Source organism: Streptomyces sp. NPDC088261, assembly GCF_044740805.1.
Classification (GTDB): domain Bacteria; phylum Actinomycetota; class Actinomycetes; order Streptomycetales; family Streptomycetaceae; genus Streptomyces.
In genome coordinates, this window is sequence record NZ_JBIURL010000012.1 from 151,695 (window position 1) to 176,549 (window position 24,855).

Here is a 24,855-nt window from a genome sequence, read left to right on the forward strand (position 1 = left end):
AGACCCATGCCACTGCCGAAGCTGCCGCGCACCCGCCGCGGCCAACGTCTCGCCGTGCAGGCCATGATGGCGGCATGCGTGCTCGCGCTGGCACCGGTGACCTGGATGTACACGGCCGCCGACAGCCACATCCGTACGGTCGCTGACGTCCCGGCCACGGACGTCGCCGTCGTGTTCGGCGCCGGGCTGCGGGAGGGCCGGCCGTCGCCGTATCTGGCCCACCGCCTCGACACGGCGGCCGAGTTGTACCGTACCGGCAAGGTACGGGTCGTACTGGTCACCGGCGACAACAGCCGGGTGGAGTACGACGAGCCCGACGCGATGCGCACGTACCTGACCGGGCACGGCGTGCCGGACGGGCACATCGTCAGCGACTACGCGGGGTTCGACACCTGGGACTCCTGCGCCCGGGCGAAGAAGATATTCGGGGTCGACCGGGCGGTGCTGGTCACCCAGGGCTTCCATGTCCGGCGGGCCGTGGCCCTCTGCCGTTCCGCCGGGGTCGACTCGTACGGAGTCGGGGTCGACGAACGGCACGACGTGACCTGGTACTACGGCGGCGTACGCGAGGTGTTCGCGGCGGGCAAGGCGGCCCTGGACGCCGCGCTGCGGCCGGACCCCCACTTCCTCGGGCCGACGGAACCGGGGGTGGCCGAGGCACTGGCGTCGGCATCGGCGTCGGCGTCGGCGAAGTGAGGTCAGCGCCGGTGGAGGGAGGTGACGTGAACCCTCAGGTGGGCTTGCGCCACACGGAGATGTGCTTGCCGGAGTCCTCGGTGAACGGCGCCCCGTCCCAGTCCGCGACACGACGCTCCAGTTCGAGCCCGGCGATCCGTGCCATCAGGTCGAGCTCCGCCGGCCAGGCGTACCGGTGCCGGGAGTTGTCGCGGCGGTAGCGGACGTCGTCGCCCTCACCGTCGCCCTCGCGGGAGAAGTGGTGCGAGACGAGGATCTGCTCGACCAGGTCGAAGGTGTCGAAGCCGAGATGCCGTTCGGAGACGTCGAACGGCACCGCGACCTGTCCGGGCGGCAGGAACCGCAGCGGCGGCACCCCCAGCTCGATGACAAACCGGCCGCCGGGCTCCAGATGACGTGCGGCGTTGCGGAAGCACTCGACCTGCTCGTCCTGCGTGAGCAGGTTCGAGATGGTGTTGTAGACGAGGTAGACCAGGGTGAACCCGCCGGGGACGACGGTGGTCGCCATGTCCCCGATGGTCACCGGGAGCGTGTCCTCGTCCACCTTGCGCCGCAGCACCGCCGCCATGTGCTCGGACAGTTCGATGCCCACGACCGGTACGCCGCGTTCCCGGAGCGGGACACCCACGCGGCCGGTCCCGATCGCGAACTCCAGTGCCCGGCCGTCCCCGGCCAGCTCGGCCAGGAAGGCGACGGTCGGTCCGAGAACGGCGGGCGAGGACGTTTCGGTCTCCCCGGCGTCGTAGCGGTCGGCGGTCTCGCGGCTCCACAGTTCACTACTCGTCACGGGCGATCACTCTGCCGGGTGCCGAGGGGCGCTGTCGACACCATTATCGGCCGCGCCGATCACAGGGGCCGGGCGCGTTCTCACGGTCCGGGCGGACTGTGGGTGACATGCGCGATCCAGTCACCGCCCGGGATCGGACGGCCCGCCGCTCTCAGCTCACGGGCCACGCGCGGCGCGGCGAAGTACACCCACGCCCGGACCGTGGTGCCGTCCGCGCACCGCACGTCGCGGGGCACGCGCTCGTACAGGTTGCGGGAATCGCCCGGCGCCACGTACTCCTCCAACTCGTCCAGGACGGCGAGCAGTTCGCGGTACGCCCCCGGCCCCGCGCCCGGTCCCGGCTCCGGCAGCGCCGAGACGATCTCCCCGACGATCGCCGCTCCCGGAGTCTCGATCGCGTACGGGTAGCCGGGGCCGTCGTACAGCGCCGCGTTCTCCAGCCGGGCCGGCTCCTCGCCGGTGGTACGGCCGCGAAGGAAGAGTGCGTAGTTGCCCTCGCCCGGCCGCAGGGTGCCGTACACGAAGAAGGGCAGTTCTTTGCCCCGGCGGTGGTCGGGCGGTGACACGGGGGGCGGCTCCTTCGAGGCGGGCGAGGAGGGGAAGGGACGAGGGACGGGACAGGTCGATTGCACGGCACCGACCCACCGGCGTACCGGTGGTTCTACCGCATCCGGCCGCCCCGGCCCTCCCCGCCCCCAGCGGGCAGCAGCCGATCAGCGCGTCATTTCCCGTACGGACGGGCGGACTTGGCGTCCCGGAGGGCGAGGCCCCACCAGGCGAGCTGGTCGAGCATCGCGGTGGCGGCGCTCTCGGCGGCGGACGGGTCCTTGTGCCGGCCCTCGTCGTCGAAGTGGGCGCCCGCGTTGTGGAAGGAGACCGTGTCCCGGACGGTCACGGCGTGCATCTCGGCGAAGATCTGGCGCAGTTGCTCGACGGCCCGCAGACCGCCGGAGATTCCCCCGTACGAGACGAACCCGACCGGCTTCGCCTGCCACTCGCCGTAGTGCCAGTCGATCAGGGACTTGAGGGCGGCGGGGAAGGAGTGGTTGTACTCGGGGGTGATGACGACGAAGGCGTCGGCGTCGGCCAACCGGGGGCTGACCTTGGCGAGTTGGGTCTGTACGGCGGAGCCGGGGCGGTAGGAGAGCGCGGTCGGCAGGTCGATGTCGGCGAGGTCGACCAGATCGGCGGAGAAGCCGGTGTGCCGGTCGGTCCGGCTCAGGAACCAGTCGGCGACGACCGGGCCGAAGCGGCCTTCGCGGGTGCTGCCGAGAATGACGGCGAGCTTGAGAGGGGCGGTCGGGGTCGATTCGGAAGCGGCGGAAGTGGTCGGATCGGAAGTGGTGAGTTGCGCCGTGGCCTGCGCTGAGGGCTGCGCTGTGTCGAGGTTCATGGGACGAGCCTCGTCCCTGAACCTTGGTTGAGGTCAAGCGGACTCACGCGGTCGTACGGTGCGGGCATGACGTTCCCGGCATCTCGTCCGCTCGTCGAGATCGACGGCCGGCCCGCCACCGCCCCAGCACGCCCTGGGTGACGGACGCGCACAAAGGGGTGGAGGGCGAACCCATCCGGCCGCCACCACGGCCGGATCACGACACGTGCAGCCAGATGCGGAGTGGGCCCAGCGCGTCGAAGCCGGTGGCGAGCGCGGGGGCGAGATCGTCGCCCTGTTCGTAGCCGACCAGAGCCAGGCCCGGGTGATAGTCGGCGGCGGCCGTGACCACCGAGGACCAGACGGCGCCCACCACCGCGCTGTCGGCGGCGAAGAGGTTGGAGACGCCGACCACCCCCGCCCCCTCGTTCAGGACCACGCCCCCGGCCAGGTCGTCCCCGTCGCGGAAGGCCAGCACCAGCACGGTCGGATCGTCCAGCAGGACGGGCCGGAACACGTCCGGGGTGTCCTCGCCGCCCGCCCACGCCGCCTGCCACTCACGCAGCCGCTCCGCCGTCAGCACACGTTCGGCGGGCAGGCCCGGCCACTCGGGTACGGGCCGATCGGCCGGACGGTGGATCCACCGCGCGTCCACGATCCCCGAGAAGCCGTCCGAGGCCAGGTCCAGCACGGCGAAACTGTCCTTGACCGAACACCCGGTCGACCCCCGGTCCACCGACGGGAGGAAGTCGGCGGGCGCCGCGTCGGGGCGCAGCGTGACGGCGTCCGGGTAGTACGGCGGCGTCCGGCGCGGGCTCCACCACGCCCGCTCGCCGAACACCCCGGCGATCCCGTGGGACCGCGCGACGGACGCGCACCAGTCGGCGTTGTTCCGGGCGGCGATGGCGCTGAGCGAGGTCATGTCGGTCGTGTTCATCGAGCACAGCGTGACAGCCTCCGGGATCCTCCGCACGTGAGTAAGGCCGCGTGGCGTCACCCGTTCGGCGCGGGCGGGCGGCCGGGCCGGCGACGTGGCCGCCGCTCCCGTATGACCTGCGACAACACCCTCCCGCGGTGGACGGAAGCGGTCCGGGTACGGCGAATCTGATCGGCCATCAGCAGGCGTGCGCGCCGGGCTGCGCCTTACCTCGGAGAAGAAGACCGTCCCGCGCCGCTCCGGAGGACCGCCATGCGCACCACCGCCCGCCTGCTCACCGGCACCGCGCTGGCGGCCGCCGCGACCGTACTGTCGGCGGGAGGAGCGGCCGCCGCGTTCGCGAGCGGTGGTACGGCTCCGGCCGCGCTCGCGGCGCCCTGCGAAACCGTGGACACACGGCTCGGTACGGAGGAAGCGCGTACGGAGGACACGGGTACGGGCGCCATAGGCGCGGCGGACGCAGACGCGAACGTAGACGAAGACGAAGACGCAGACACAGCCGAGCCGCTCGGAACGTACGGCGTCCCCATGAAGTGCGAGACCGGCGCGGCGGCCACCGGGGACACCCCCGCCGACCGGAACGAGTCGGCCGACCTGGACCGCGATCTCGACCTCGGCCTGGACCTCGACCTCCACGAAGACCTCGGCGAGCCCGACGGCCCGGCCGGCGCGGACCCGGCCGGCGACGACCCGGACGGCCAGGACCGGGGCGGCCACGAGCAGGGCGGCCATGAGCAGGGCGGCCACGACCCCGGCCGCCACGAGCCGGACGGCCACCAGCCGGAATGGGAGCACGGGCGCGACGACCCGGGCCGGGAGGGCCACGAGCCGGACGGCCGTACGCCCCGGGGCCACGTGAACACCGGTGCCGGCGGCAGCGTCGCCCCCGACACCACCCAGATCGCGGCGGGCGCGGCCGTTCTGGCCGTGGCCGCCGTCGGCGGGGTCACGCTCCTGCGCCGCCGGGCGAGCGGCGCGCAGGGCAGCTGACAGGGCCGGTCTCCACCGCCCCGTACCCCCGCCCCCGTCCCCGCCCCCGTCACGCTCATCGCTGACGGGGGCGGGGGCACCTTCATCCGGAGCAGCCTCGAGACGTCGGAAGAACGAGCCGGAGGACCGGAGGACCCGTTCCATGAACGCGCAGGTCAAGGGCCAGTTCTGGCTGTTGGTGGTCGCCGTCTTCGCCGGGGTCTGGCTCATCAGGAACGGCTCCGAGCCGGTCACCCCACCCGCGCCCCCGCCCTCCGAGGCCTTCGCGGCCGGCCCGGGCCCGGGCTCGTCCCCACCCCCACCCCCACACCAGAGTCAGCGACCACCGGGGCCCGACCGGACCACCCCAACATCCCCCCTCCCGCCCTCCGCCCCCGAACGGCTGCGCATCCCCGCCCTCCGCGTCGACACCCCCCTGACCGACCTCGCCCTGACCCCGGACGGCAGCCTGGAGGTCCCTCCGGCCGACCACGCGAACCTCGCCGGCTGGTATCGCGACGGCCCCTCCCCCGGCGCCCAGGGCACCGCAATCGTCGCGGGCCACGTCGACAACGCGCGCGGCCCCGCCGTCTTCTACGCCCTGGGCTCGCTCAGGAAGGGCCACCGGATCGAGGTCACCCGGCAGGACGGCCGTACGGCGGAGTTCACGGTCGACGCCGTCGAGGTCTACCGGAACGAGGACTTCCCCGACCGCAAGGTGTACGGAGCCGCCGACCGGCCCGAGCTACGCCTGATCACCTGCGGCGGCGGCTTCTCGAAGCGAACGGGCTACCAGGGCAACGTGGTGGCGTACGCGCACCTCACGAACACCCACTGACCTCACGAGCACCCACGAGCACCCACCAGCACCCCCCGCACCCCGGGCCCCGTCCCCCCTCACGCCGTCCACTGGTCGAACGCCAACTTCGCCACCAGCGAGAACACCACCACCAGCAGCACCCCCCGCACGAACTCGCTGCCCTTCCTGAGCGCCATCCGCGCCCCGAACATCCCGCCCGCCAGGTTGAACACCGCCATCAGCCCGGCCAGCTGCCACATCACCGTGCCCTGGTACGCGAACATCGCGAGCGCCCCGGCGTTGGTGCAGACGTTCACGATCTTCGCGGTCGCCGACGCGGTCACCAGGTCCAGGTGGAGGACGGCGGTCAGCGCCAGCACCAGGAACGTTCCCGTACCGGGCCCGAAGAGCCCGTCGTAGAACCCGATCCCCCCGCCGACCAGCACGATCGCCGTGACGGTACGCCTCCGGGTGACCGGTCCCCCCGCCTCCGCGCGGCCGAAGGAGGGCCGCAGCATCACAAAGGCCGCCACCCCCAGCAGCACCACCATGATCACGGGCCGCAGTACGTCACTGCTGATCCCGGCCGCGAAGAACGCCCCGGTCATGGAGCCCACCAGCGCCGCGCCCCCGATCCTGACGGCGGTCCGCACGTCGACCGGCGCCTTCCGGAGGTACGTCACCGCCGCCCCCGAGGTGCCGACGATCGCGACGGCCTTGTTGGTCCCGAGGATGTGCGCGGCCGGGACGTGCGGCAGCCCGAGCAGCATCGCGGGCAGAAGCAGCAGCCCTCCCCCGCCCACCACGGCATCGATCCACCCGGCCCCGGCGGCGGCGAGGCAGAGCAGAAGCAGCGTGGTCACGGATATGTCAGGCACGCCCGCGACCTTACGACGCGGACGGAAGCGCGACACCGCCCGGGTGCGCCCGCCCCCATCAGAACACGGGTCGAAGGCGCGTCGAAAGCCGGTGGGAGGCCGACAGGAAACTGATCGAACGCCGGTCGAAGACCGGACGGGCACCGACCACTGCACCTCAACTCCCGTTCAGCGCAAGGTCATTCAGAGCACCTAGAATCCGTCGGCGTGCGACCCCGCGTCGCCGGCCGGCGTCACGGGGCGGTACGACACCCCCATGGAGCGACCAGTGGAACGTCGCAGTTTCCTGCGCGGAGCCGTCATCGGCACGTCGGCCGCCGCTCTCGGCGGCACCTTGTGGCGCGGGGCCGCCTTCGCCGCGCCCGCCCAGCCCGGCGCCGGGCCCTACGGAGCCCTCGGCGCGGCGGACGGCAACAACATCCGGCTGCCCGCCGGGTTCACCAGCCGCGTGATCGCGCGGTCCGGGCAGCAGGTGTCCGGTACGTCGTACACCTGGCACAACGCGCCCGACGGCGGGGCCTGCTACGCGGACGGCACCGGCTGGATCTACGTCTCGAACTCGGAGATCGACCCCTCCGGCGGCGCGGGCGCGGTCCGTTTCTCCTCGACCGGGGCGATCACCGGCGCGTACCGCATCCTCTCCGGAACGCACCAGAACTGCGCGGGCGGCAAGACGCCGTGGAACACCTGGCTCTCCTGCGAGGAGGTCGACCGCGGTTATGTGTACGAGACGGATCCGTGGGGGGTGAAGGCGGCGGTACGGCGGGACGCGATGGGCCGGTTCAAGCACGAGGCCGCCGCCGCCGACCCCGTACGCCGGACGATCTACCTCACCGAGGACACCACCGACGGCTGCTTCTACCGCTTCACGCCCACGACCTGGGGCGACCTGTCGGCGGGCCGCCTGGAGGTGCTCGTCGCGGGTACGGCCACCAGCGGGCCCGTCACGTGGCGGACCGTCCCCGACCCGAGCGGCGCCACCGCGACCCGTAACCAGGTGTCGGGCGCCAAGCGGTTCAACGGCGGCGAGGGCTGCTACTACGCGAACGACACCTGCTGGTTCACCACCAAGGGCGACAACCGCGTCTGGCAGTATAACGCGGCCGCCTCCACCCTCGAACTCGCCTACGACGACTCGCTCGTGTCCGGTACGGCGCCGCTCACCGGCGTCGACAACGTCACCGGGTCGGCGTCCGGGGACCTGTTCGTGGCGGAGGACGGCGGGAATCTGGAGATCTGCGTGATCACCCCGGACGACGTCGTCGCGCCGTTCCTGCGGGTCGGCGGACAGTCCGCCTCGGAGATCACCGGGCCCGCCTTCTCCCCCGACGGCAAGCGGCTGTATTTCTCCAGCCAGCGCGGTACGAGCGGGAGTTCGTCGGGCGGCATCACCTATGAGGTGACGGGTCCGTTCCGGGCGTAGCACCCGTCGGCGGAGGCGCCGCCCCGCAGGAGGGCGGCGCCCAGGGGGGTCAGCGTGTGCAGTACGGAGCTGCCGTGCCGCAGCGTGACGACCAGGCCGGCCTCCCGCAGGACGGAGGCGTGCTGGCTCGCGGAGGCGAGGGACACCGCGGTTCTGCGGGCCAGTTCGCTGGTGGTGCATCCGTGTTCGATGGCTTCGAGGACGGCGGAGCGGGTGTGGCCGACGAGCCGGCCCAACGAGAGGCGTGCGTCCGGCCGTTCGTGGGGCACCGGTACGTCGGAGTGCGTGACGGGATAGACGAGGACGGGCGGCAGCGCCGGGTCGTGGAGGACCACCGGGGTACTGCGGCAGAAGAAGGACGGTTGGAGTCTTAACCCCCTTCCGTTTAAATGCAGTTCGCGGTCGACCGGGTAGTCCGCCTCCAGGACCGGGGCGCGCCAGCGCAGCATCGGCGGGAGCGTGGCGAGCAGTTCGTCCGCGCCCCCGTCGAGCAGGGCCCGGCCGCGCAGCGCCCGGTCGGCGTCGGCCCTGGCCCTGATGTGCGGCCAGTACGGCTCGACGGCGGCCCGGTGGTAGGCGCGCAGCACCTCCACGAGGCGGGCCAGCGGGGCCGGTTCGCCGTCGGCGAGGTCGGCGAGGCGGGTGGAGTCGGTACGCCGTGCGGGATCCTTGCGCGCCGGGCGGGCCTTGCGCGCGCCCCGGCCCGTGGCGAGCAGGGCCAGTTCGGCGCGGATGCGCTCGGGGGTGGTGGCGCGCAGGGCCTCCAGGCCGGCGTCGAGGCCGTACCGGGCCTCGGACGGGGTCAGGAAATCGGGGAAATAGCCCCGCTGGGGAACGAGCGCGGAGAGCAGCCGTGTTTCACCATTCAACCGGCTGCGGGTTTCCGTTCGCCATTCTCCGAAGACGAGCGGGCCGCGCCGATCCCGTATTCGGTGAAAGCTGAGAATCGTTTCCCACAGGGGGTCGGGTCCTCCGGCCATCCGGACGCCGCCGAGATCTTTCCCTGTGAAATGAATACGCAGCACTCAAATCCCACCCGTTCACCGCTGGTTGCATCCGCAATTATCCCCATCACCGAGTATGCACGCCATCACAGGCGGTCACCACGGAGTTTCAGCCACAGTTGAAACCTATCGCGGAGGTGCGGTCCCAAGCGAAAAGCTATACCCCGTCGGGCATGAAACCTGAACGAGCGTAAAGCGCAGTGAAGGCCGTGGGGGGCTTTCTGCGCTCGGCGGCGGTCGTTCGCGGTTGCGGCTCCATGTCCGGCCCGGGTAATGGAGCGCGGTCTGTGGGTGGGGATCCGCAGGCCGCGCTCCGCCCGCTGTTGATTTCCATGGTTCCTCGATAATTCTCCGCGGCGGCGAAGAAAGATGACGCGGCCATGACGAGAGTATGGCCGCCGGCCGTACGCGGGGCCGGGGCGCACGACGAAGGGGCGGGCGTCTCCGCACGGGACGCCCGCCCCTTCTCTGTGCCCCGGAACCGCCCCCCGGGTCGGCGAGGGTGGGTGAACCGACGGGCGGTTCCGGTGTCCTGGGGTGTGCCTGAGGGTCTGGGAAGATGTCGGAAAGCAGTCCGTTACCGGGAGTCACTCCCGGCCGAGGCCGCCGCCGCGCGCCCCGCTTCGAGACGGGCGACAGGGATACGGAACGGCGAGCAGGACACGTAGTCCAGGCCCACCTCGTGGAAGAAGTGCACCGACTCAGGGTCGCCGCCGTGCTCGCCGCACACCCCCAGCTTGAGGCCGGGACGCGTGGCGCGGCCGGCCTCGCACGCGCTGCGGACGAGCGCGCCGACCCCGTCGCGGTCGATCGTCTCGAACGGGGAGACCCCGAAGATGCCCTTCTCCAGGTACGCGGTGAAGAAGCTCGCCTCGACGTCGTCGCGGGAGAAGCCCCAGACGGTCTGGGTGAGGTCGTTCGTACCGAACGAGAAGAACTCCGCCGCCTCCGCGATCTGCCCCGCCGTCAGCGCGGCGCGCGGCAGCTCGATCATCGTGCCCAGCGCCAGGCGCAGTTCGACCCCCGTGGCCCGCTCGACCTCCGCGATGACCAGCAGCGCCTCGTCCCGGACGATCTCCAGCTCCTGGACCGTACCGACGAGCGGGATCATGATCTCGGCGCGCGGGTCGCCCTTGGCGAGGGTCCGCGCGGCCGCCGCCTCGGCGATGGCCCGTACCTGCATGGCGAACAGTCCCGGGATGACCAGCCCGAGCCGTACCCCGCGCAGCCCGAGCATCGGGTTCTGCTCGTGCAGCTTGTGGACGGCCTGGAGCAGCCGCAGGTCGTTCTCGTTGTGGTCCTGGCGGGCCTCGGCGAGCGCGACCCGTACCGACAACTCCGTGATGTCCGGCAGGAATTCGTGCAGCGGCGGGTCCAGCAGCCGTACGGTGACCGGCAGTCCGTCCATCGCCTCGAACAGCTCGACGAAGTCCTTCTTCTGGAGCGGCAGCAACGCCCCCAGCGCGGCGTCCCGTTCGTCGTCCGTGTCGGCCAGGATCAGCTTCTCGACCATCGTCCTGCGCTCGCCGAGGAACATGTGTTCCGTACGGCACAGGCCGATGCCCTGGGCGCCGAAGCGGCGCGCGCGCAGGGCGTCCTCGGCGTTGTCGGCGTTGGCGCGCACCCGCAGCCGGCGGCGCCGGTCCGCGTACGCCATCATCCGGTGGACGGCCTCGACCAGTTCGTCGGCCTCGTCGGCGCCCGCGTGCATGCGGCCCTCGAAGTACTCGACCACGGGCGAGGGGACGACGGGCACCTCGCCCCGGTAGACCTTGCCGGTCGAGCCGTCGATGGAGACGACGTCGCCCTCCTCGATGACGAGCGAACCGGCCGCCATCCGGCGGCGTTTGGTGTCGACCTCCAGCTCCTCGGCCCCGCACACACACGTCTTGCCCATGCCCCGGGCCACCACCGCCGCGTGCGAGGTCTTGCCGCCCCGCGAGGTCAGGATGCCCTCGGCGGCGATCATGCCCTCCAGGTCGTCGGGGTTGGTCTCGCGGCGGATCAGGATGACCTTCTCGCCGGAGCGGGACCACTTGATCGCGGTGTACGAGTCGAAGACGGCCTTGCCGACGGCCGCGCCGGGCGAGGCGGCGATCCCGCGCCCGAGCAGCTCTCCGTGCGAGTCCTCGGCGAAGCGCGGGAACATCAGCTGCGCCAACTGGGCGCCGTTGACGCGCTGGAGGGCCTCGGCCTCGTCGATCAGTCCCTGGTCGACGAGCTGGGTGGCGATCCGGAAGGCGGCGCCCGCCGTGCGCTTGCCGACGCGGGTCTGGAGCATCCACAACTGCCCGCGTTCGATGGTGAATTCGATGTCGCACAGGTCCCGGTAGTGGGTCTCCAGGGTCTCCATGATCGCCATCAGCCGGTCGTACGACTTCTTGTCGATGGTCTCCAGCTCGGCGAGGGGGACGGTGTTGCGGATGCCCGCGACCACGTCCTCGCCCTGCGCGTTCTGGAGGTAGTCGCCGTACACCCCCTGGTGCCCGCTGGCCGGGTCCCGGGTGAAGGCCACGCCCGTACCCGAGTCGGGGCCGAGGTTGCCGAAGACCATCGAGCAGATGGTGACGGCGGTGCCGAGGTCGCCGGGGATGCGCTCCTGGCGCCGGTAGAGCTTGGCGCGGTCGGTGTTCCAGGACTCGAAGACCGAGCGGATCGCGAGGTCCAGCTGCTCGCGCGGCTCCTGCGGGAAGTCCCGCCCCGCCTCGCGCGAGACGATCTTCTTGAACCGGCCGACGAGCGCCTTGAGGTCCCCGGCGTCCAGATCCACGTCGGTGGCGGCCTTCTTGGCGTGTTTGACCTCTTCGAGCGCCTCCTCGAAGAGGTGCCCGTCCACGCCGAGCACGGTGGCGCCGAACATCTGGATCAGGCGGCGGTACGAGTCCCACGCGAAGCGTTCGTCCCCGGACTGGGTGGCGAGGCCGGCGACCGAGTCGTCGGAGAGCCCGACGTTCAGGACGGTGTCCATCATGCCGGGCATGGAGAACTTGGCGCCGGAGCGCACGGAGACGAGCAGCGGGTCGTCGGACTGGCCGAGCTTCTTCGCCATCCGCCGCTCCAGGGCGTCGAGATGGGCGCTGACCTCGTCGCGCAGGGCGGCCGGTTCCGTACCGCACCCGAGGTAGACGTTGCACGCCTCCGTGGTGATGGTGAAGCCCGGAGGGACGGGCAGCCCGAGGTTGGTCATCTCCGCGAGGTTGGCACCCTTGCCGCCGAGGAGGCCCTTCATGTCCTTGTTGCCCTCGGTGAAGTCGTAGACGTACTTCTCCGTGCGCTCGCCCTGCTCGGGAAGAGCTTCGTGATCTTCGTTTTCCGACACGGGTCTCGACTCCTCGACGACGCGGTGGCTGCCTTGACGTGGAGGGAACATACCCAGATCGAAGGTGTGGGGGTACGTCCACCTGAGCGTCGTACGGCTTTAACCACCCGTCCGCCAGCAGATCGAAAGCGATCCGCGGAACGCGCCCCCTCCCGCGCCCCTTCACCCTCCGAAGCGGGCATGACCCGCCCATGACCTGTTGCGCTCATACGAGCGATGCTCGGATCGTTTGAGTTCGGGAAGTGAACACGGAAGGGGTGGCACGGGGTGCCACCCCTTCCGGAAGTACAGCCACCTGCGGCGATCTTGATTTCGCTCTTCTGAGCGAGCGCCGCATCAAACGTGGCAAGAATCACTCTGTCCGAGAGCCGTGCGAACCCCCGTCGGGGGCGTTTCCGGCCGCGCAGCCACGCAGCACCTCCAGATCCACGTCCTCCAGGCTCCGCGCGAAGTACCGCCCGGCCGCCGGGGGCACCGGCAGCAGCGACGGCACCACCAGGACCGCGCACCCGGCCGCCTGGGCGGAGGCGCTGCCGTCGGGCGAGTCCTCCACCGCCACGCACGCCCCGGTCGGCACGCCGAGGCGGTCGGCCGCCTCCTGGTACGGGTCGGGGTGCGGCTTGGTCCGTACGGTGTCGTCGGCCGACAGCGTGAAGGCGAACCGCACGTCGGCGAGGGCCCCGCCGACCACGGAGTCCACGACCGCCCGCGGTGACGCGCTCACCAGGGCGAACGGCACCCCGGCGCGCTCCAGCTCGGCCAGCAGCCGCCGGGCGCCGGGGCGCAGCGGGGCGCCCTCCTCGACGCGCCGGAAGAAGGACCCGGCCAGTTCGTCCGCGACGCGTCCGGCGTGGCCGGTGCCCGCCACCCGTACGAGATGGGCGGCGGTGTCCTGGACGGCCCGCCCCACGACCTCGGGCGCGTCGGCGTCACCGAGGCGGTGGCCGAGCCCGGAGGCGACCTCGGCGGCCGTCTCCCACCAGAGCACCTCGGTGTCGACGAGGGTGCCGTCCATGTCGAAGAGGACGGCGGCGGGTGACGACACGGGGGAAGGGGCGGGCGAGGTGGTGGCCGGAAAGGCGGCCGGGGGAACGGCCCGTGGTGGTGGGCCCGGCGTGCTCACGCCGCCTTCCCGGCGGCCGGGGTGGCCGACGCCGCCACGACCAGGACCGGCCGGTCGGCCGGGCGGACGGACGCCCGCACCCCCGGCACCAGCTCGCCCGCGTCACGCGATGCCACGTCGGCCTTGACCGTGCCGCCGCCGGGCAGGTCGAGCAGGACCCGGGTCACCGAGCCGAAGAAGGACGCGGAGACGACCGTTGCCGTACCGTCCGGGTCCACCGTCGCCGTGACGTTCTCGGGGCGCAGCAGGACCTCCACCTCGCGCCCGGCCGGAATCTCGCCGTCCACGGGCAGGACGCTGCCCGCGACCTCGACCCGGCCCCCGTCGGTGAGCCGCCCGGGCAGCCGGTTCATCGTGCCGACGAACTCCGCGACGAACGCCGTCGCGGGCCGCTCGTACAGCTCGGAGGGTGCCGCGCACTGCTCCAGCTTCCCCGCGTTGAGCACGGCCACCCGGTCGGCCATGGACAGCGCCTCCTCCTGGTCGTGCGTGACGAAGATGGTGGTGATGCCCAGCGACAGCTGGAGCCGGCGGATCTCCTCGCGCAGCGAGAGCCGGACCTTCGCGTCGAGCGCCGACAGCGGCTCGTCCAGCAACAGGACACGCGGGCGCAGGGCCAGCGCGCGGGCGAGCGCCACGCGCTGCTGCTGGCCGCCGGACATCTGGTGCGGGAAGCGGCCGGCGTGGGTGGGGAGGCCGACCAGTTCGAGGAGTTCGTCCGCGCGCCGGTGGCGCTCGGCCGTCGACACCTTCCGTACCCGCAGGCCGAAGGCCACGTTGTCGCGGGCGTTGAGGTGCGGGAAAAGGCTGTACGACTGGAACACCATGCCCGCGTCACGGCGGTTGGCCGGCACCCCGGTGATGTCCTTGCCGTCCACGAGCACCTCGCCCGCGTCCGGGTGTTCGAAGCCGGCGAGGACGCGCAGGGCGGTGGTCTTGCCGCAGCCCGACGGGCCCAGCAGGGCGAGGAGTTCGCCCGGCCTGGCCGTCAGGTCGAGCCCGTCGAGGGCGACGGTGGGGCCGAACTCCCGGCGCAGGCCCCGGAATTCGACCAGGGCGCCGGGAGCGGCCGGCTCCTCGGGCCGCTCGGCGGTCGCGGTGGACGTGGAAGACATGACTACTCCTTGGCGGCGGACGAGGCAGGCGAGGCGGACGGGGCGGTGGGCGAGCTGCCGGTCCCGGGCACGGAACCGCCGGCGGGCGCGGACCCCGCGGCGGCGGCGACACCGGCGCCGGCCCCCGAGCGGGACCCCACGCGGGACAGCACCAGCAGCAGGAGCCAGGTGATCAGCAGGCTGAGCAGGGACACCGCGACCGAAGTCTGCGCCTCGGAGCCGGAGATCGAGACGATCCACACCGCGAAGGGCCGGAATCCGAGCAGCGCGGCGATGGTGTACTCGCCGAGCACCAGCGCGAGAGTCAGGAAGGACGCGCTGGCGAGCGCGGAGCGCAGGTTGGGCAGGATGACCCGCAGGACGGTGTACGGGATGCGCGCCCCGCAGTTGCGGGCGGCCTCCACGAGCGTCGTCACGTTGATCGCGCTGAGCCCGGCGTCCAGCGAGCGGTAGACGAACGGCAGCGCCAGCACGGTGTACGCGAAGACGAGCACCAGCGGGAACGACTCGTCCTGCACGGCGATGAACGTCTGGTAGAGCGGCGTGGTGGACAGGTGGTCCGGGCCCCAGCGCAGCACGGTCGTGATCCCGCTGACCAGCGCGATCGGCGGCACCACCAGGGGCAGCATGCAGACGACCTCGACGACGGACCGCAGCCGGGGCGCGCCGAGCCGTACCGCGATCAGCGCGGGCACCGTCAGCAGCAGGACGAGGGCGATGGTCGCGGCGGCCAGGCCCAGGGAGAGGAACAGGCTCTGGGTGAAGCCGTCGGCGGACAGGATGCCGGTGTACGCGTCGAACGACACGCCCTGTCCCGGGGTGTGGACGGTGAAGACGAACGAGGCGAGCAGCGGGACGACGAAGTAGACGCCCGCGACGGCCAGGACCACACCCCGCCAGATACGGCGGCGGGGGCGCCGGGCCCGTACCGTACCGCCCCCGTCGGACGGCGTGTCGTCGCGCGGGGCGGCGGTCGCGGTGGGGGTCAGTGCAGCCATCGGGTGCTCCGTCGCTGGAGGGGCAGATAGACCGCCATGACCAGGCCGGCGATCACGATCATGTCGAGGCTCAGCGCGAGCGCCACGTTCTCCTGACCGACCTGGACGTTGCCGGACAGCGCGTCCGCGATCTTGAGGGTGACGAGCGGGACGGATCCGCCGACGAGCGCGGCGGCGGTGGCGTACGCCGCGAAGGCACTGCCGAAGAGCAGCACGAACCCGCCGAGCAGGGTGGGCGCGAGGACCGGCAGGCCGACGTGACGCCAGAACTGCCCGTCGGTCGCGCCGGCGTTCTGCGCGGCCTCGCGCCACTGCGGGCGCAGCCCGTCCAGCGCCGGGACGCTGATCAGGACCATCAGCGGGACCAGGAAGTAGAGGTAGATCACGGACAGGCCGGTGAAGGAGTAGAGGTTCCAGCCGAGCGAGTCGAGGTGCACCAGCTCGGTGACCACACCGGAGATGCCGAGGGTGGCGACGAAGGCGAAGGCGAGCGGGATGCCGCCGAAGTTGGCGAGCACCCCGGACGCGGTGAGGACGGACTCGCGCAGCGCGCCGCCGCGCGAGGTGACGACGGCCTGGGCGATCAGCATGCCGAGGACGGTGCCGACGAGGGCCGTGAGGGCGGACAACTCCACACTCCCCGTGAGGGAGTTGAGGTACGGCCCTTGCAGGGTCGTGCTGATGTTCTCGCCGGTCAGCGAGGTGGCCTTGCCCGGCTCCTGGTGCGTGACGGCCCCGTACAGCAGGGCGCCGACGGGAAGCCCGAAGCACAGTCCGGCGAAGACGAGCAGCGGCAGCGTACCGAGCCAGGCGCGCGGCGCCCGCCGCCGACGGCGTGTGCCGTCGGCGGCGCCCGGTGCGGGCAGGGTCTGGGTGGGCATCAGGAGACGGCCTTGTCCCAGTTCTTGGCGAGGACGGCCTTGACGGCGTCGAGGTCGGCGGACTTGGGGAACGTCGGCGTGCCGGCGACCTGGGGGAGGTTGGCGACGAGGGTCTTGTCGACCGTACCGTCGGCGGTCATCGAGGGCAGCAGGACCGGCCGGGCGAAGCCCTTGAGCCACAGGTTCTGGCCCTCGGCGCTGTACAGGTACTCCATCCACAGGCGGGCGGCGGCCGGGTGCGGCGCGTCCTTGTTGATGGCCTGGGAGTAGTACTGGGCGTAGACGCCGTCCGTGGGGACGGAGACCTTCCAGTCGAGGCCCTTGGACTTGAACTCGCCCGAGTAGCTGGCGTTCAGGTAGTCCCAGTCGATGGAGATGGGCGTCTCGCCCTTCTCGACGGTCGCCGGGGTGGACTCGACGGGGATGAAGTTGCCGTTCTTCTTCAGCTTGCCGAAGAAGTCGATGCCGGGCTGGATGTCGGTGAAGGAGCCACCGTTGGCGAGGGCGGCCGCGTACACGCCGCCGAAGGCCGAGCCGGACTTGTTCGGGTTGCCGTTGAGGGCGACCTTGCCCTTGTATTCGGGCTTGAGGAGGTCGGCGAAGGTCGTGGGGCAGACCTTGATGCGCGAGGCGTCGCAGCCGATGGAGATGTAGCCGCCGTAGTCGTTGTACCAACGGGCCTGCGCGTCCTTCTGCTCGGCCGGGATCTTGTCGTACGAAGCGACCTTGTACGGCGCGAAGAGGCCTTCGGCGGCGCCGCTCTGGTTGAACGGGACACCCAGGTCGACGACGTCGGGGGCGCGGTCCTGGCCCTTGCGGGACTTGACGGCGTTGATCTCGTCGGCGCTGGCGGCGTCCGGGGTCTCGTTCTTGATCTTGATCTTGTACTTGGCTTCGAAGGCCTTGATGATCTCGCCGTAGTTCGCCCAGTCCGGCGGGAGCGCGATCGTGTTGAGCGTCCCCTCCTTCTCGGCGGCGGCGACGAGGTCGTCCATGCTGCCGAAGTCGGCCACGGAGGTGGCGGCCCCGGCCTTGACGCCGCCGGCCGTGGTGGCGTCGGCGGTGTCGGACTTGGCGCCACAGGCGGTGAGGGCGGTGAGCGCGGCGGTGCTGAGCGCCACGGCGGCTATCAGCCTGCCGTGGGGACGGACGCGGAGTCGGGTCACGCTGGGTCTCCCGGGGAGCGAGGGTGGGTCTCACTTGTTCATACAAGCTGGCATCAGTTCGCACGCTTCAGATGTCCCGTGAGTGAACGTCCGGTGGCCGCGGCCACACGACCCGAGGAAGAGACAAATACCCATAACGACCTGATCACGGTCGCGAGGGAGACACTTTTCGGGACCTAACGAGCCATCTCCTCCCTGGACACGCGGGTTTCACGTGCGGTTAGAGTGAAGAGCGGGTGCGCGACGGGTGGGCGCACCTGCGCACAGTTCGTAGAGCCCAGCTCACTGGGTACAGCTCATCGACCGAGGGGGCAGTCGTGCCGGGTTCGCGCTATCTGGAGATCGCGGAGGCGCTGAGGCAGGCGATCCTGGCGGGTGAGCATCCCGTGGGGGCCCGGCTGCCGTCGGAGAGCGACCTGGCGGCCCGCTGGTCGGTGTCGCGCGGGACGGTACGGCAGGCCGTGGGCCTGCTCGCCTCGGAGGGCCTCATCGGCTCCCGGCAGGGCGCGAGACGTGTCGTACTGCGGCAGGAACTGCGCCACAGCTTCCAGCAGTTGAACAGCTTCGCGCAGTGGGCCCACGCGATGGGCCGCGAACCGTCCAGCCTGATCCTCAGCCGCGACACCCGCCCCGCGAACCCCGAGGAGGCGGCGCGGCTCGGGACCACGCCGGGGGCCGAGGTCCTGTACGTGCTCCGCCTGCGGCGCCTGGACGGCGAACCGGTCCTGGTGGAGCGGACGGCGTACACGGACTGGGTGGCCCCGGCCGTACGGGAGTTGCCCGACGACTGCGTCTCGATCATGAACAGCATCGCGGAGAACGCGGGCATCGTGGCGCACTACGGCGAGCACCTGATAGACGCGGTGGCGGCGGGCAGCGAGGACGCCCGCCTCCTCCGCGTCCGCCGCGGCAGCCCCCTCCTGCGTCAGCGCTACCTGACCTACACGGCGGCGGGCCGCACGATCGAGTGGACGGACGACCGCTACCGCGCGGGCACGGTGGCCTTCAGCGTCTCCAACTCGGCGGCTGCGGCCCCGCTCGCCCGGACGGCGGGGCCGGACATGCCGTTGGCTACAGAGTCCTGACCTGCGGTGCGTCGCCGCCGGTGGTCACGGAGATGACTCCGTCGACCTGGAGGTCGCCGTGGACGCTCAGGCCCTTGGACGCCTTGCTGATCCAGACGGAGCCCGTCTTGCTGTAGGTGACCTCCAGGCCGTCGGCGAAGGTCACCCACTTCTCGAAGTTGTTCATCCCCTGGAACACCATGCGGTCGGGAAGAGTGACGAACAGCGGCCGGCCTTCGTGGCTCAGCTTCATCCCTCCCGCCACGGTGAAGTGCCCCCGCACCTTCCCCTCGCCGGTGACCAGGTCGTCCAGATCGGCCTTGCCGGCCTTGAGGGTGCCCCATTCGTTCTGGCCGTCGGCGAAGACCCGTACCCCCGACTTCGGGAAGTCGATCCAGCCGTCGGTGCTGTCACGCCCCTGCACCCACTTGGTGTTGACACCGTTCACGTCGGCCTTGTCGGCGTGGAGGTTCCCCCAGTCCCGCCCGGACCCGTGGAAGACGTTCAGCCCGGTGTCCGGGAACTCGATCCACCCGTCGTCGGCGTCACGCCCCTGCACCCACTTGGTGTTGACGCCGTTGACGTCCGCCTTGTCGGCGTGAACGGTCCCCCATTCCTTCTGCTGCCCGTGGAAGACGTTCAGCCCGGTGCCGGGGAACTCGATCCAGCCGTCGCCGTCACCACGCCCCCGCACCCACTCGGTCCTGACCCCGTCCACGTCGGCCTTGTCGGCGTGAAGCGTTCCCCACCCCCCGCTGCCGTTACGGACCTCCGCGCCGTCCGCGGAGAAGGTGACGCGGCCCTGGTCGACCGTGCCCTCGACCCACGGCGTACGGGTCCCGCTCGCGAACTCGGGGACGAGCGCGTGAACGGTGGTGGTGAGGAAGTACCCCTGCTCGGGCTGCCCCGTACCCCGTACCCCGGCCACCAGGGTGTACGTGGTGCCCCGCTTCGGGGGGACGATCGGCGACCACATGTAGGGCTGTTGCGTCACCGGAGACCCCGCGGCCGCCGCCGTCCCGACCAGCGTCTCGTTGCCTTCCGGATCGCGGATCCAGTAGTCGAGGTGGTCGGGCCCGTCCCATTTCAGAACGACGTTGCCGCCCGCGTCCACATCGGCCAGCGAATTCTTCTCCGGACGGAAATTGCGCGGAATCCTCGGGGCGGCCTGCTTCACCACCCCGAGCGTGGTGGTGAAATGATCCCGCCGCATCGGTACGTTGTCGTCACCGCCGCCGGACTTCTCCAGTATCCGTAACCGGATCAGCCCCTCCGTACCGGAAACCGGTATGCCGTCCAGTTTCAGCACCAACGACTGGTCGTACGGCAGGGTCAACCGGCCGCCGCCCCCTTGGGGGTGGTGGGCCCGAAAGCGCCCCAGGGCGGCGTCCCAGCTGAAATCGGGCGCGGGCTCCAGCCACGCCGTGTAGTCCGGGTCGGCAGTCGCAGTGATCACCGTGGGATCGTCCGTCAGGTCTGACGGACCGGTGCCGACCGGTATCTCCACATCGATGTACTCCCACCACACGTCGGACTGGTGGGTGTTGGAGACGATCACGTACACCGTCCCCACGGACGGCGCGCCGGGCTGCGAGGCGGGTAGCGAGGTCGGATCGGTGACGACGGCGTAGTGCAACAAGGACGGCACGGACAGGACTCCCTTGCTCGGCGTTCGATGACGGCGGGTCCGGGCCCGAAGCCGGCAGACCCGGCAACAGCACTGTCCCGCCCCCCACCCACCGAATCGCCTTTCAGGGACATCTGACGCAAAGCTCTGCCCCGCTGTCCGGATCGCCGACGCCCCGCCCAATCCGGACGAACACGTTCAGTCCACCCCGGCCACTCAGTCCCCTCGCGGCTCGTCGAGCACCAACCTGACGTGCTCGAACCCGTCGTACCAGACCGTGTCGGTACGGCGGAAGCCGAGCCCCTCCAGCAGCCGCACCGAGCCGGTGTTCCCGACGAACGAATCCGCGTACAGGGGGCGGGTCTTCTCCTGCTCCAGGAACAACGCCACCGCCCGCGACCCGATCCCACGCCCCCAGTACCGCCTGCCCAGCCAGTACCCGAGGGAGCGAGCCCCCTCGTCCCACCAGGCCAGCACGTTGCCCGCCAGCTCCCCGTCCACGGTGACGGCCTGCACGAAGCCCGTGGGATTCCCCAGGACGTTCGTCGTCCAGTGGGCCATGAAGACGTCCCGTTCCCGGGGCGGAAACTTGGACCGCCGCAGAGCCTCAGGATCGTGCTGCTGCACGAAGAACTCCTCCAGATCGCCCGGCCCGACGTCCCTCAAACGCACCTGCTCAGTCATACCGGCGGAGTATGGCACCAGCCACTGACACCCCGGCGGGCCTGCGGCTTTTCTCGGATGCCACCCCCGCGTGCCCGACGGCCACGCGGGCGCCGAGCTCACCGACCCAACTCCAGCTCCCCGACGCGCTCGTCACCGCTCGTCTCCCCGGTCGGCCGAAAGCCGAGCCCCAGGTAGAAGCCCTCAGGGCCGTCGTCTCCGGGATGCCAGGTGACCGTCAGACGGTCCCCACCCCGGCGGCGGATCTCGGCGCCCACAGCCTCCACCGCGAAGCGGCCGTAACCCCGCCCCTGTTCGCCGGCGGCGATGTTGAGGCGCCACAGCCCCGAGCGGATGTCCTTCCCGGTGCCGTCCCCGGCGAAGTCGATGTCGAAGAACGCCATCAGGAACCCGACAATCCGGTCCCCGTCCAGAATCAGTCGCGGCCACGCGACGCCCGGGTGGACGTACGCCTCGGCCAACGACTTCACCACCGGCGCGACCAGATGCTCCTGATCGGGCCGGACCTTCACTGCGATCGCGTCCTCGAAGTTCGCGGCGGTCACCTCGGCGAGGCGGAGAATGGTCGTCATACGGAAACCGTAAGCACGTGCTTCAAGTGGTTTTCCGGGCGGCGAACAGGCCCTTGGAACCGGCGCGTTCGCCGCTCAGCGGCGAGTCCCACGAGGGGTCGTGCCACGATCTGTCCGTCGGGCGGACGAGCAGATACTCCGCGACACCGAGGGCTGAGGCCGGGGGGACCCCCACCGCCGTGAGCGCCGCGCTGATCCTCGCCGGTGCGCCCTCCGGAACGTCCGGGTCGTTGAGAAGGGGCAGGATCAGCAGGAGGCGGGCGTCGGTCCTCGTACCCCTCGATCAGCATGCTGTAAGCCTGACACCTGCTACTGACAACGCCCGGTGAGATGTCAGGGGGCCTCTCCACTCTCCTCCCATGGACGTGGACGATCTTGCGTGGCAGGCGGGCAACTGTCGCGGTATCGCCAAGCCGAGGCCCGCCCCTCTCGGTGAGAACGGGTACTCCCTGGAGCCGCCCTTTTAGGAGTTGCCCCGCGCGGACGGCTCCTTGTAGTCGGGGCAGAGGGAATTTCCGCATTCGCAGGGGGGCCAGCGGAGGGCGGAGCCCGGGATTAGGTCCGCGCCTTCCGCGCCTTCGGCGGTGGGGTCGGACTTTGGGACGATCAGGACGCCGTCCTTGCCGAATTCCTCTGTCAGCCGCGCGAGAACTCGTCGTGCGTTGCTCTTGTCGTTCATTCCGCCAACCGCCTCAGTCCATGGAGCACTCGCTCCAACAGTTCGTCCGTCACCGGGGCGTAGGCCGCCCCGCCGTCCGGTACGAGGCGATGGAAACCCCGGCCGTCCACGGTGGCCTCAAGCTGGGCCGATCCGTCGGGGGCCGGGGGTTCCAGGGCTCGGTCACACATGGGGGTTGGGCCCTCCGTCATCGCTTCATCACCGTCTGTGCAACAAGAATCGGTGTCTGCGGCTAGGCTCAACAGGGGGTAGCCCTTGACGGTCCGAGCGTAAAGAGCGGTGATTTCTGATGCCTGGCAAAGAGTTGGACCCGTACACCAGTCCGGAGGCGTTCCTGGGTGCGGAGTTACGTCTCCGTAGGGAGGCGCGGGGATGGAGCCAGACGAAATTGGCGTCGGTGGCGCATATGACGGGGAGTCGTATCGCTCAGATCGAACTCTGTTTGGTTCCGGCGACCTTGGCCAATGCGACGGCGCTTGACGTCGCGTTGGAGACTGGTGGGTTGTTCGAGCGGCTGCACCGGTTCGCTATCACGTCCTACGTGTTCCCGGACTGGGTGCAGCGGTACGTGGACCTGGAGAGGACTGCCACCTCCATCAGCGTCTATGCGCCAACGGTCGTACCCGGCTTGTTACAGACGGAGGGATACATGCGGGCCCTCATGCGCGAGGGTCGCCCTCGGGACCGCGAGGACGAGGTGGAGAGCCGCTTCCAGGCGCGCCTCCAGCGACAGGAGATCATCCGGCGAGCGAAGCCTCCGGCTCTCTGGTTCATCCTCGAGGAGGAAGTGCTCCGGCGCCCTGTCGGCGGAACCGAGGCCATGGTCGAGCAGCTCAAGTACCTCGCTGAACTGGCCGAGAACCCGGCGGTGGTCATTCAGATCATCAGGACGGGCGTGGGCGCGCACTCGCTGCTGGGTGGGGAACTTTATCTGCTGGACCACGCGGACAAGCCACGAGTAGCGTACGTCGAGGCAACGTTCACTGGGCAACTCCTAGAGGATCCCGACCGGGTCACGGAGTACGCCGTAGCCTACGATCTGTGCCGGACCAGAGCGTGCGACCGCTCGGAGTCTGCCCTTCTGATCCGTGCCGCGATGGAGGATTTGCAGCAATGACCACCACGCGCCGCGACCTGTCGACCGCACATTGGCGAAAGAGCAGTTACAGCAACGCCTCCGGCGGGGCGTGCCTGGAAGTGGCCGATGGCTTCGCCGGGGTCGTGCCTGTCCGCGACAGCAAGAACACCGATGGCCCCGCGCTCACGCTCTCCGCAACCGCCTGGGCCAAGTTCGTGACCCACGTCGCCCGCTGACACGCGAGAGGAGACGCAGCTCATGAGCAACGTCCGACCCGATCTCAGCACCGCCCAGTGGCGCAAGAGCAGCTACAGCAGCGGCGACGGCGGGGAGTGCCTCGAAGTGGCCGATGGGTTCGCCGGGGGCGTGCCTGTCCGTGACAGCAAGAACCCCGGCGGGCCCGCCCTCACGGTCAGCGAAAACGCCTGGGCCACGTTCGTGGCCCACGTCGCCCGCTGAGGCGCACGCCAACCACCGCGTCAGCCGCCGGACGTGTCCACTTCCGCGTCCGCGCTCACGCCCGAGCAGTCGTACGGGTCCTTGAGCCAGCCGTCCGGCAGGACCACCCGGTTGTTGCCCGACGTGCGGCCCCGGGGGCCATCCGCGCCGTCCGGCCACGGCTGGTCCAGGTCCAACTCGGAGAGCAGCGCGTCCAGTTCGGCCAGGGACGAGGTGATCGCCAGGCGGCGGCGCATCTCGGAGCCGACCGCGAAGCCCTTCAAGTACCAGGCCACGTGCTTGCGGAAGTCGATCACGCCGCGTGCCTCGTCGCCGATCCACTCCCCCAGCAGCTCCGCGTGACGGAGCATCACGACCGACACCTCGCGCAGCCCGGGGCGCGCCGGGGCCCCCGTACCCTCGAAGGCGGCCACCAGGTCGCCGAACAGCCACGGCCGGCCCAGGCAGCCACGGCCGACGACCACGCCGTCGCAACCGGTCTCGCGCATCATCCGCAGCGCGTCGTCCGCCGACCAGATGTCGCCGTTGCCGAGGACCGGGATCTCCGGCACGTGCTCCTTGAGGCGCGCGATCGCGTCCCAGTCCGCCGTACCGCCGTAGTGCTGCGCCGCCGTCCTGCCGTGCAGGGCGATCGCCGTGACGCCCTCCTCGACCGCGATCCGCCCCGCGTCGAGGTAGGTGATGTGGTCGTCGTCGATGCCCTTGCGCATCTTCATCGTGACGGGGAGGCCGCCGGCGTTCGAGACCGCCTCGTGGAGGATCGCGCGCAGCAGGGGCCGCTTGTACGGGAGCGCCGAGCCGCCGCCCTTGCGGGTGACCTTGGGGACCGGGCAGCCGAAGTTCAGGTCGATGTGGTCGGCCAGGCCCTCGTCCACGATCATGCGGACCGCCTTGCCGACGGTGACCGGGTCGACTCCGTACAACTGGATCGAGCGCGGCGTCTCCGACGCGTCGAAACGGATCAGCTGCATCGTCTTCTCGTTGCGTTCGACGAGCGCGCGTGTGGTGATCATCTCACTGACGAACAGCCCCTTGCCCCCGCTGAACTCACGGCACAGCGTCCGGAAGGGCGCGTTGGTGATCCCGGCCATGGGCGCGAGCACCACCGGCGGACGCACTCCGTACGGGCCGATGACCAGCGGAGACAGCGTCGCGGACGCCGGGGCGGAGGGAGACGCGGACGGGGACAGTGCTGCGGTCATTCCACCATTGTGGCCCACGCCCC

At 70.8% G+C, this 24,855-nt stretch carries 24 protein-coding genes; 8 read left to right on the plus strand and 16 right to left on the minus strand.

Going from position 1 to position 24,855, the window contains the following annotated elements; all coding sequences use genetic code 11:
- The first annotated feature begins 6 nt into the window (after positions 1–6).
- Complete coding sequence (locus ACIODU_RS23215) at positions 7–696, plus strand: vancomycin high temperature exclusion protein (RefSeq protein ID WP_401769721.1); 690 nt, start codon at positions 7–9, stop codon at positions 694–696.
- A gap of 34 nt (positions 697–730) precedes the next feature.
- Here ACIODU_RS23215 and ACIODU_RS23220 read toward each other — a convergent pair whose 3' ends face one another.
- The 4 genes from ACIODU_RS23220 to ACIODU_RS23235 all read right to left on the minus strand — a co-directional run bounded on the left by ACIODU_RS23220 (position 731) and on the right by ACIODU_RS23235 (position 3,792).
- Positions 731–1,483, minus strand: coding sequence for a class I SAM-dependent methyltransferase (locus ACIODU_RS23220; protein WP_356422410.1), 753 nt, complete (start codon positions 1,481–1,483; stop codon positions 731–733).
- 80 nt (positions 1,484–1,563) lie between these two features.
- Positions 1,564–2,049: a gamma-glutamylcyclotransferase family protein gene (locus ACIODU_RS23225; RefSeq protein WP_401769722.1), complete on the minus strand. Its 486-nt coding sequence runs from the start codon at positions 2,047–2,049 to the stop codon at positions 1,564–1,566.
- 155 nt (positions 2,050–2,204) lie between these two features.
- Positions 2,205–2,876 carry an NADPH-dependent FMN reductase gene (locus ACIODU_RS23230; protein ID WP_401769723.1) on the minus strand — a complete coding sequence of 224 codons (672 nt, stop codon included), beginning with the start codon at positions 2,874–2,876 and terminating at the stop codon, positions 2,205–2,207.
- A gap of 196 nt (positions 2,877–3,072) precedes the next feature.
- Complete coding sequence (locus ACIODU_RS23235) at positions 3,073–3,792, minus strand: hypothetical protein (protein ID WP_401769724.1); 720 nt, start codon at positions 3,790–3,792, stop codon at positions 3,073–3,075.
- Between the two features lie 252 nt (positions 3,793–4,044).
- Here ACIODU_RS23235 and ACIODU_RS23240 point away from each other — a divergent pair, with 252 nt between their 5' ends.
- Positions 4,045–4,782 carry a hypothetical protein gene (locus tag ACIODU_RS23240; protein ID WP_401769725.1) on the plus strand — a complete coding sequence of 246 codons (738 nt, stop codon included), beginning with the start codon at positions 4,045–4,047 and terminating at the stop codon, positions 4,780–4,782.
- 142 nt (positions 4,783–4,924) lie between these two features.
- Positions 4,925–5,599, plus strand: a complete 675-nt coding sequence (locus ACIODU_RS23245; protein WP_401769726.1) for a class F sortase — start codon at positions 4,925–4,927, stop codon at positions 5,597–5,599.
- Between the two features lie 59 nt (positions 5,600–5,658).
- On the opposite strand, the gene ACIODU_RS23250 is transcribed toward ACIODU_RS23245, so the two are convergent.
- A complete protein-coding gene (locus tag ACIODU_RS23250; RefSeq protein WP_401769727.1) occupies positions 5,659–6,438 on the minus strand; it encodes a sulfite exporter TauE/SafE family protein in 780 nt (259 codons plus the stop codon).
- 268 nt (positions 6,439–6,706) lie between these two features.
- Between ACIODU_RS23250 and ACIODU_RS23255 the strand changes: the two genes are divergently transcribed.
- Positions 6,707–7,861, plus strand: a complete 1,155-nt coding sequence (locus tag ACIODU_RS23255; protein WP_356422387.1) for an alkaline phosphatase PhoX — start codon at positions 6,707–6,709, stop codon at positions 7,859–7,861.
- Here ACIODU_RS23255 and ACIODU_RS23260 read toward each other — a convergent pair.
- The 7 genes from ACIODU_RS23260 to ACIODU_RS23290 form a co-directional block, all read right to left on the minus strand.
- A complete protein-coding gene (locus ACIODU_RS23260) occupies positions 7,831–8,886 on the minus strand; it encodes a helix-turn-helix domain-containing protein (protein ID WP_356422384.1) in 1,056 nt (351 codons plus the stop codon). The two genes, ACIODU_RS23255 and ACIODU_RS23260, sit on opposite strands and share 31 nt — an antisense overlap.
- A gap of 556 nt (positions 8,887–9,442) precedes the next feature.
- Positions 9,443–12,094, minus strand: coding sequence for a pyruvate, phosphate dikinase (gene ppdK / locus ACIODU_RS23265; protein WP_356422738.1), 2,652 nt, complete (start codon positions 12,092–12,094; stop codon positions 9,443–9,445).
- Positions 12,095–12,536: 442 nt separating this feature from the next.
- On the minus strand, positions 12,537–13,229 hold the full coding sequence (locus tag ACIODU_RS23270; protein WP_401769728.1) for an HAD family hydrolase: 693 nt from the start codon (positions 13,227–13,229) through the stop codon (positions 12,537–12,539).
- 74 nt (positions 13,230–13,303) lie between these two features.
- Positions 13,304–14,422 carry an ABC transporter ATP-binding protein gene (locus ACIODU_RS23275; protein WP_401769729.1) on the minus strand — a complete coding sequence of 373 codons (1,119 nt, stop codon included), beginning with the start codon at positions 14,420–14,422 and terminating at the stop codon, positions 13,304–13,306.
- A 2-nt stretch (positions 14,423–14,424) separates the two neighbouring features.
- Positions 14,425–15,420: an ABC transporter permease gene (locus ACIODU_RS23280; protein ID WP_401769730.1), complete on the minus strand. Its 996-nt coding sequence runs from the start codon at positions 15,418–15,420 to the stop codon at positions 14,425–14,427.
- Positions 15,408–16,301 (minus strand): ABC transporter permease, encoded by an 894-nt coding sequence (locus tag ACIODU_RS23285; RefSeq protein ID WP_401769731.1) that lies wholly within the window; start codon positions 16,299–16,301, stop codon positions 15,408–15,410. The genes ACIODU_RS23280 and ACIODU_RS23285 overlap by 13 nt, the downstream gene beginning before the upstream one ends.
- On the minus strand, positions 16,301–17,467 hold the full coding sequence (locus ACIODU_RS23290; protein ID WP_356422373.1) for an extracellular solute-binding protein: 1,167 nt from the start codon (positions 17,465–17,467) through the stop codon (positions 16,301–16,303). Before ACIODU_RS23290 ends, ACIODU_RS23285 begins: the two co-directional genes overlap by 1 nt.
- Positions 17,468–17,784: 317 nt before the next feature.
- Here ACIODU_RS23290 and ACIODU_RS23295 point away from each other — a divergent pair, with 317 nt between their 5' ends.
- Positions 17,785–18,552, plus strand: a complete 768-nt coding sequence (locus tag ACIODU_RS23295; RefSeq protein ID WP_401769732.1) for a GntR family transcriptional regulator — start codon at positions 17,785–17,787, stop codon at positions 18,550–18,552.
- Here the strand turns inward: ACIODU_RS23295 and ACIODU_RS23300 are convergent.
- From ACIODU_RS23300 to ACIODU_RS23310, 3 genes are all read right to left on the minus strand, one after another.
- Positions 18,539–20,179 carry a hypothetical protein gene (locus ACIODU_RS23300; protein WP_401769733.1) on the minus strand — a complete coding sequence of 547 codons (1,641 nt, stop codon included), beginning with the start codon at positions 20,177–20,179 and terminating at the stop codon, positions 18,539–18,541. The two genes, ACIODU_RS23295 and ACIODU_RS23300, sit on opposite strands and share 14 nt — an antisense overlap.
- Before the next feature lie 195 nt (positions 20,180–20,374).
- Positions 20,375–20,842 carry a GNAT family N-acetyltransferase gene (locus ACIODU_RS23305; protein ID WP_356422366.1) on the minus strand — a complete coding sequence of 156 codons (468 nt, stop codon included), beginning with the start codon at positions 20,840–20,842 and terminating at the stop codon, positions 20,375–20,377.
- Between the two features lie 98 nt (positions 20,843–20,940).
- Positions 20,941–21,414 carry a GNAT family N-acetyltransferase gene (locus tag ACIODU_RS23310; RefSeq protein WP_356422363.1) on the minus strand — a complete coding sequence of 158 codons (474 nt, stop codon included), beginning with the start codon at positions 21,412–21,414 and terminating at the stop codon, positions 20,941–20,943.
- Positions 21,415–22,382: 968 nt separating this feature from the next.
- On the opposite strand from ACIODU_RS23310, the gene ACIODU_RS23315 reads away from it, so the two are divergent.
- Genes ACIODU_RS23315 through ACIODU_RS23325 form a run of 3 tightly spaced genes read left to right on the plus strand, consistent with a single transcriptional unit; the run spans position 22,383 to position 23,630 of the window.
- Positions 22,383–23,210 (plus strand): helix-turn-helix domain-containing protein, encoded by an 828-nt coding sequence (locus ACIODU_RS23315; protein WP_401769734.1) that lies wholly within the window; start codon positions 22,383–22,385, stop codon positions 23,208–23,210.
- Positions 23,207–23,407, plus strand: coding sequence for a DUF397 domain-containing protein (locus ACIODU_RS23320; RefSeq protein ID WP_401769735.1), 201 nt, complete (start codon positions 23,207–23,209; stop codon positions 23,405–23,407). Before ACIODU_RS23315 ends, ACIODU_RS23320 begins: the two co-directional genes overlap by 4 nt.
- Positions 23,408–23,429: 22 nt before the next feature.
- A complete protein-coding gene (locus ACIODU_RS23325; RefSeq protein WP_401769736.1) occupies positions 23,430–23,630 on the plus strand; it encodes a DUF397 domain-containing protein in 201 nt (66 codons plus the stop codon).
- 20 nt (positions 23,631–23,650) lie between these two features.
- Here the strand turns inward: ACIODU_RS23325 and dusB are convergent, their stop codons facing one another.
- Positions 23,651–24,832: a tRNA dihydrouridine synthase DusB gene (dusB, locus tag ACIODU_RS23330; RefSeq protein ID WP_401769737.1), complete on the minus strand. Its 1,182-nt coding sequence runs from the start codon at positions 24,830–24,832 to the stop codon at positions 23,651–23,653.
- Positions 24,833–24,855 lie beyond the last annotated feature (23 nt).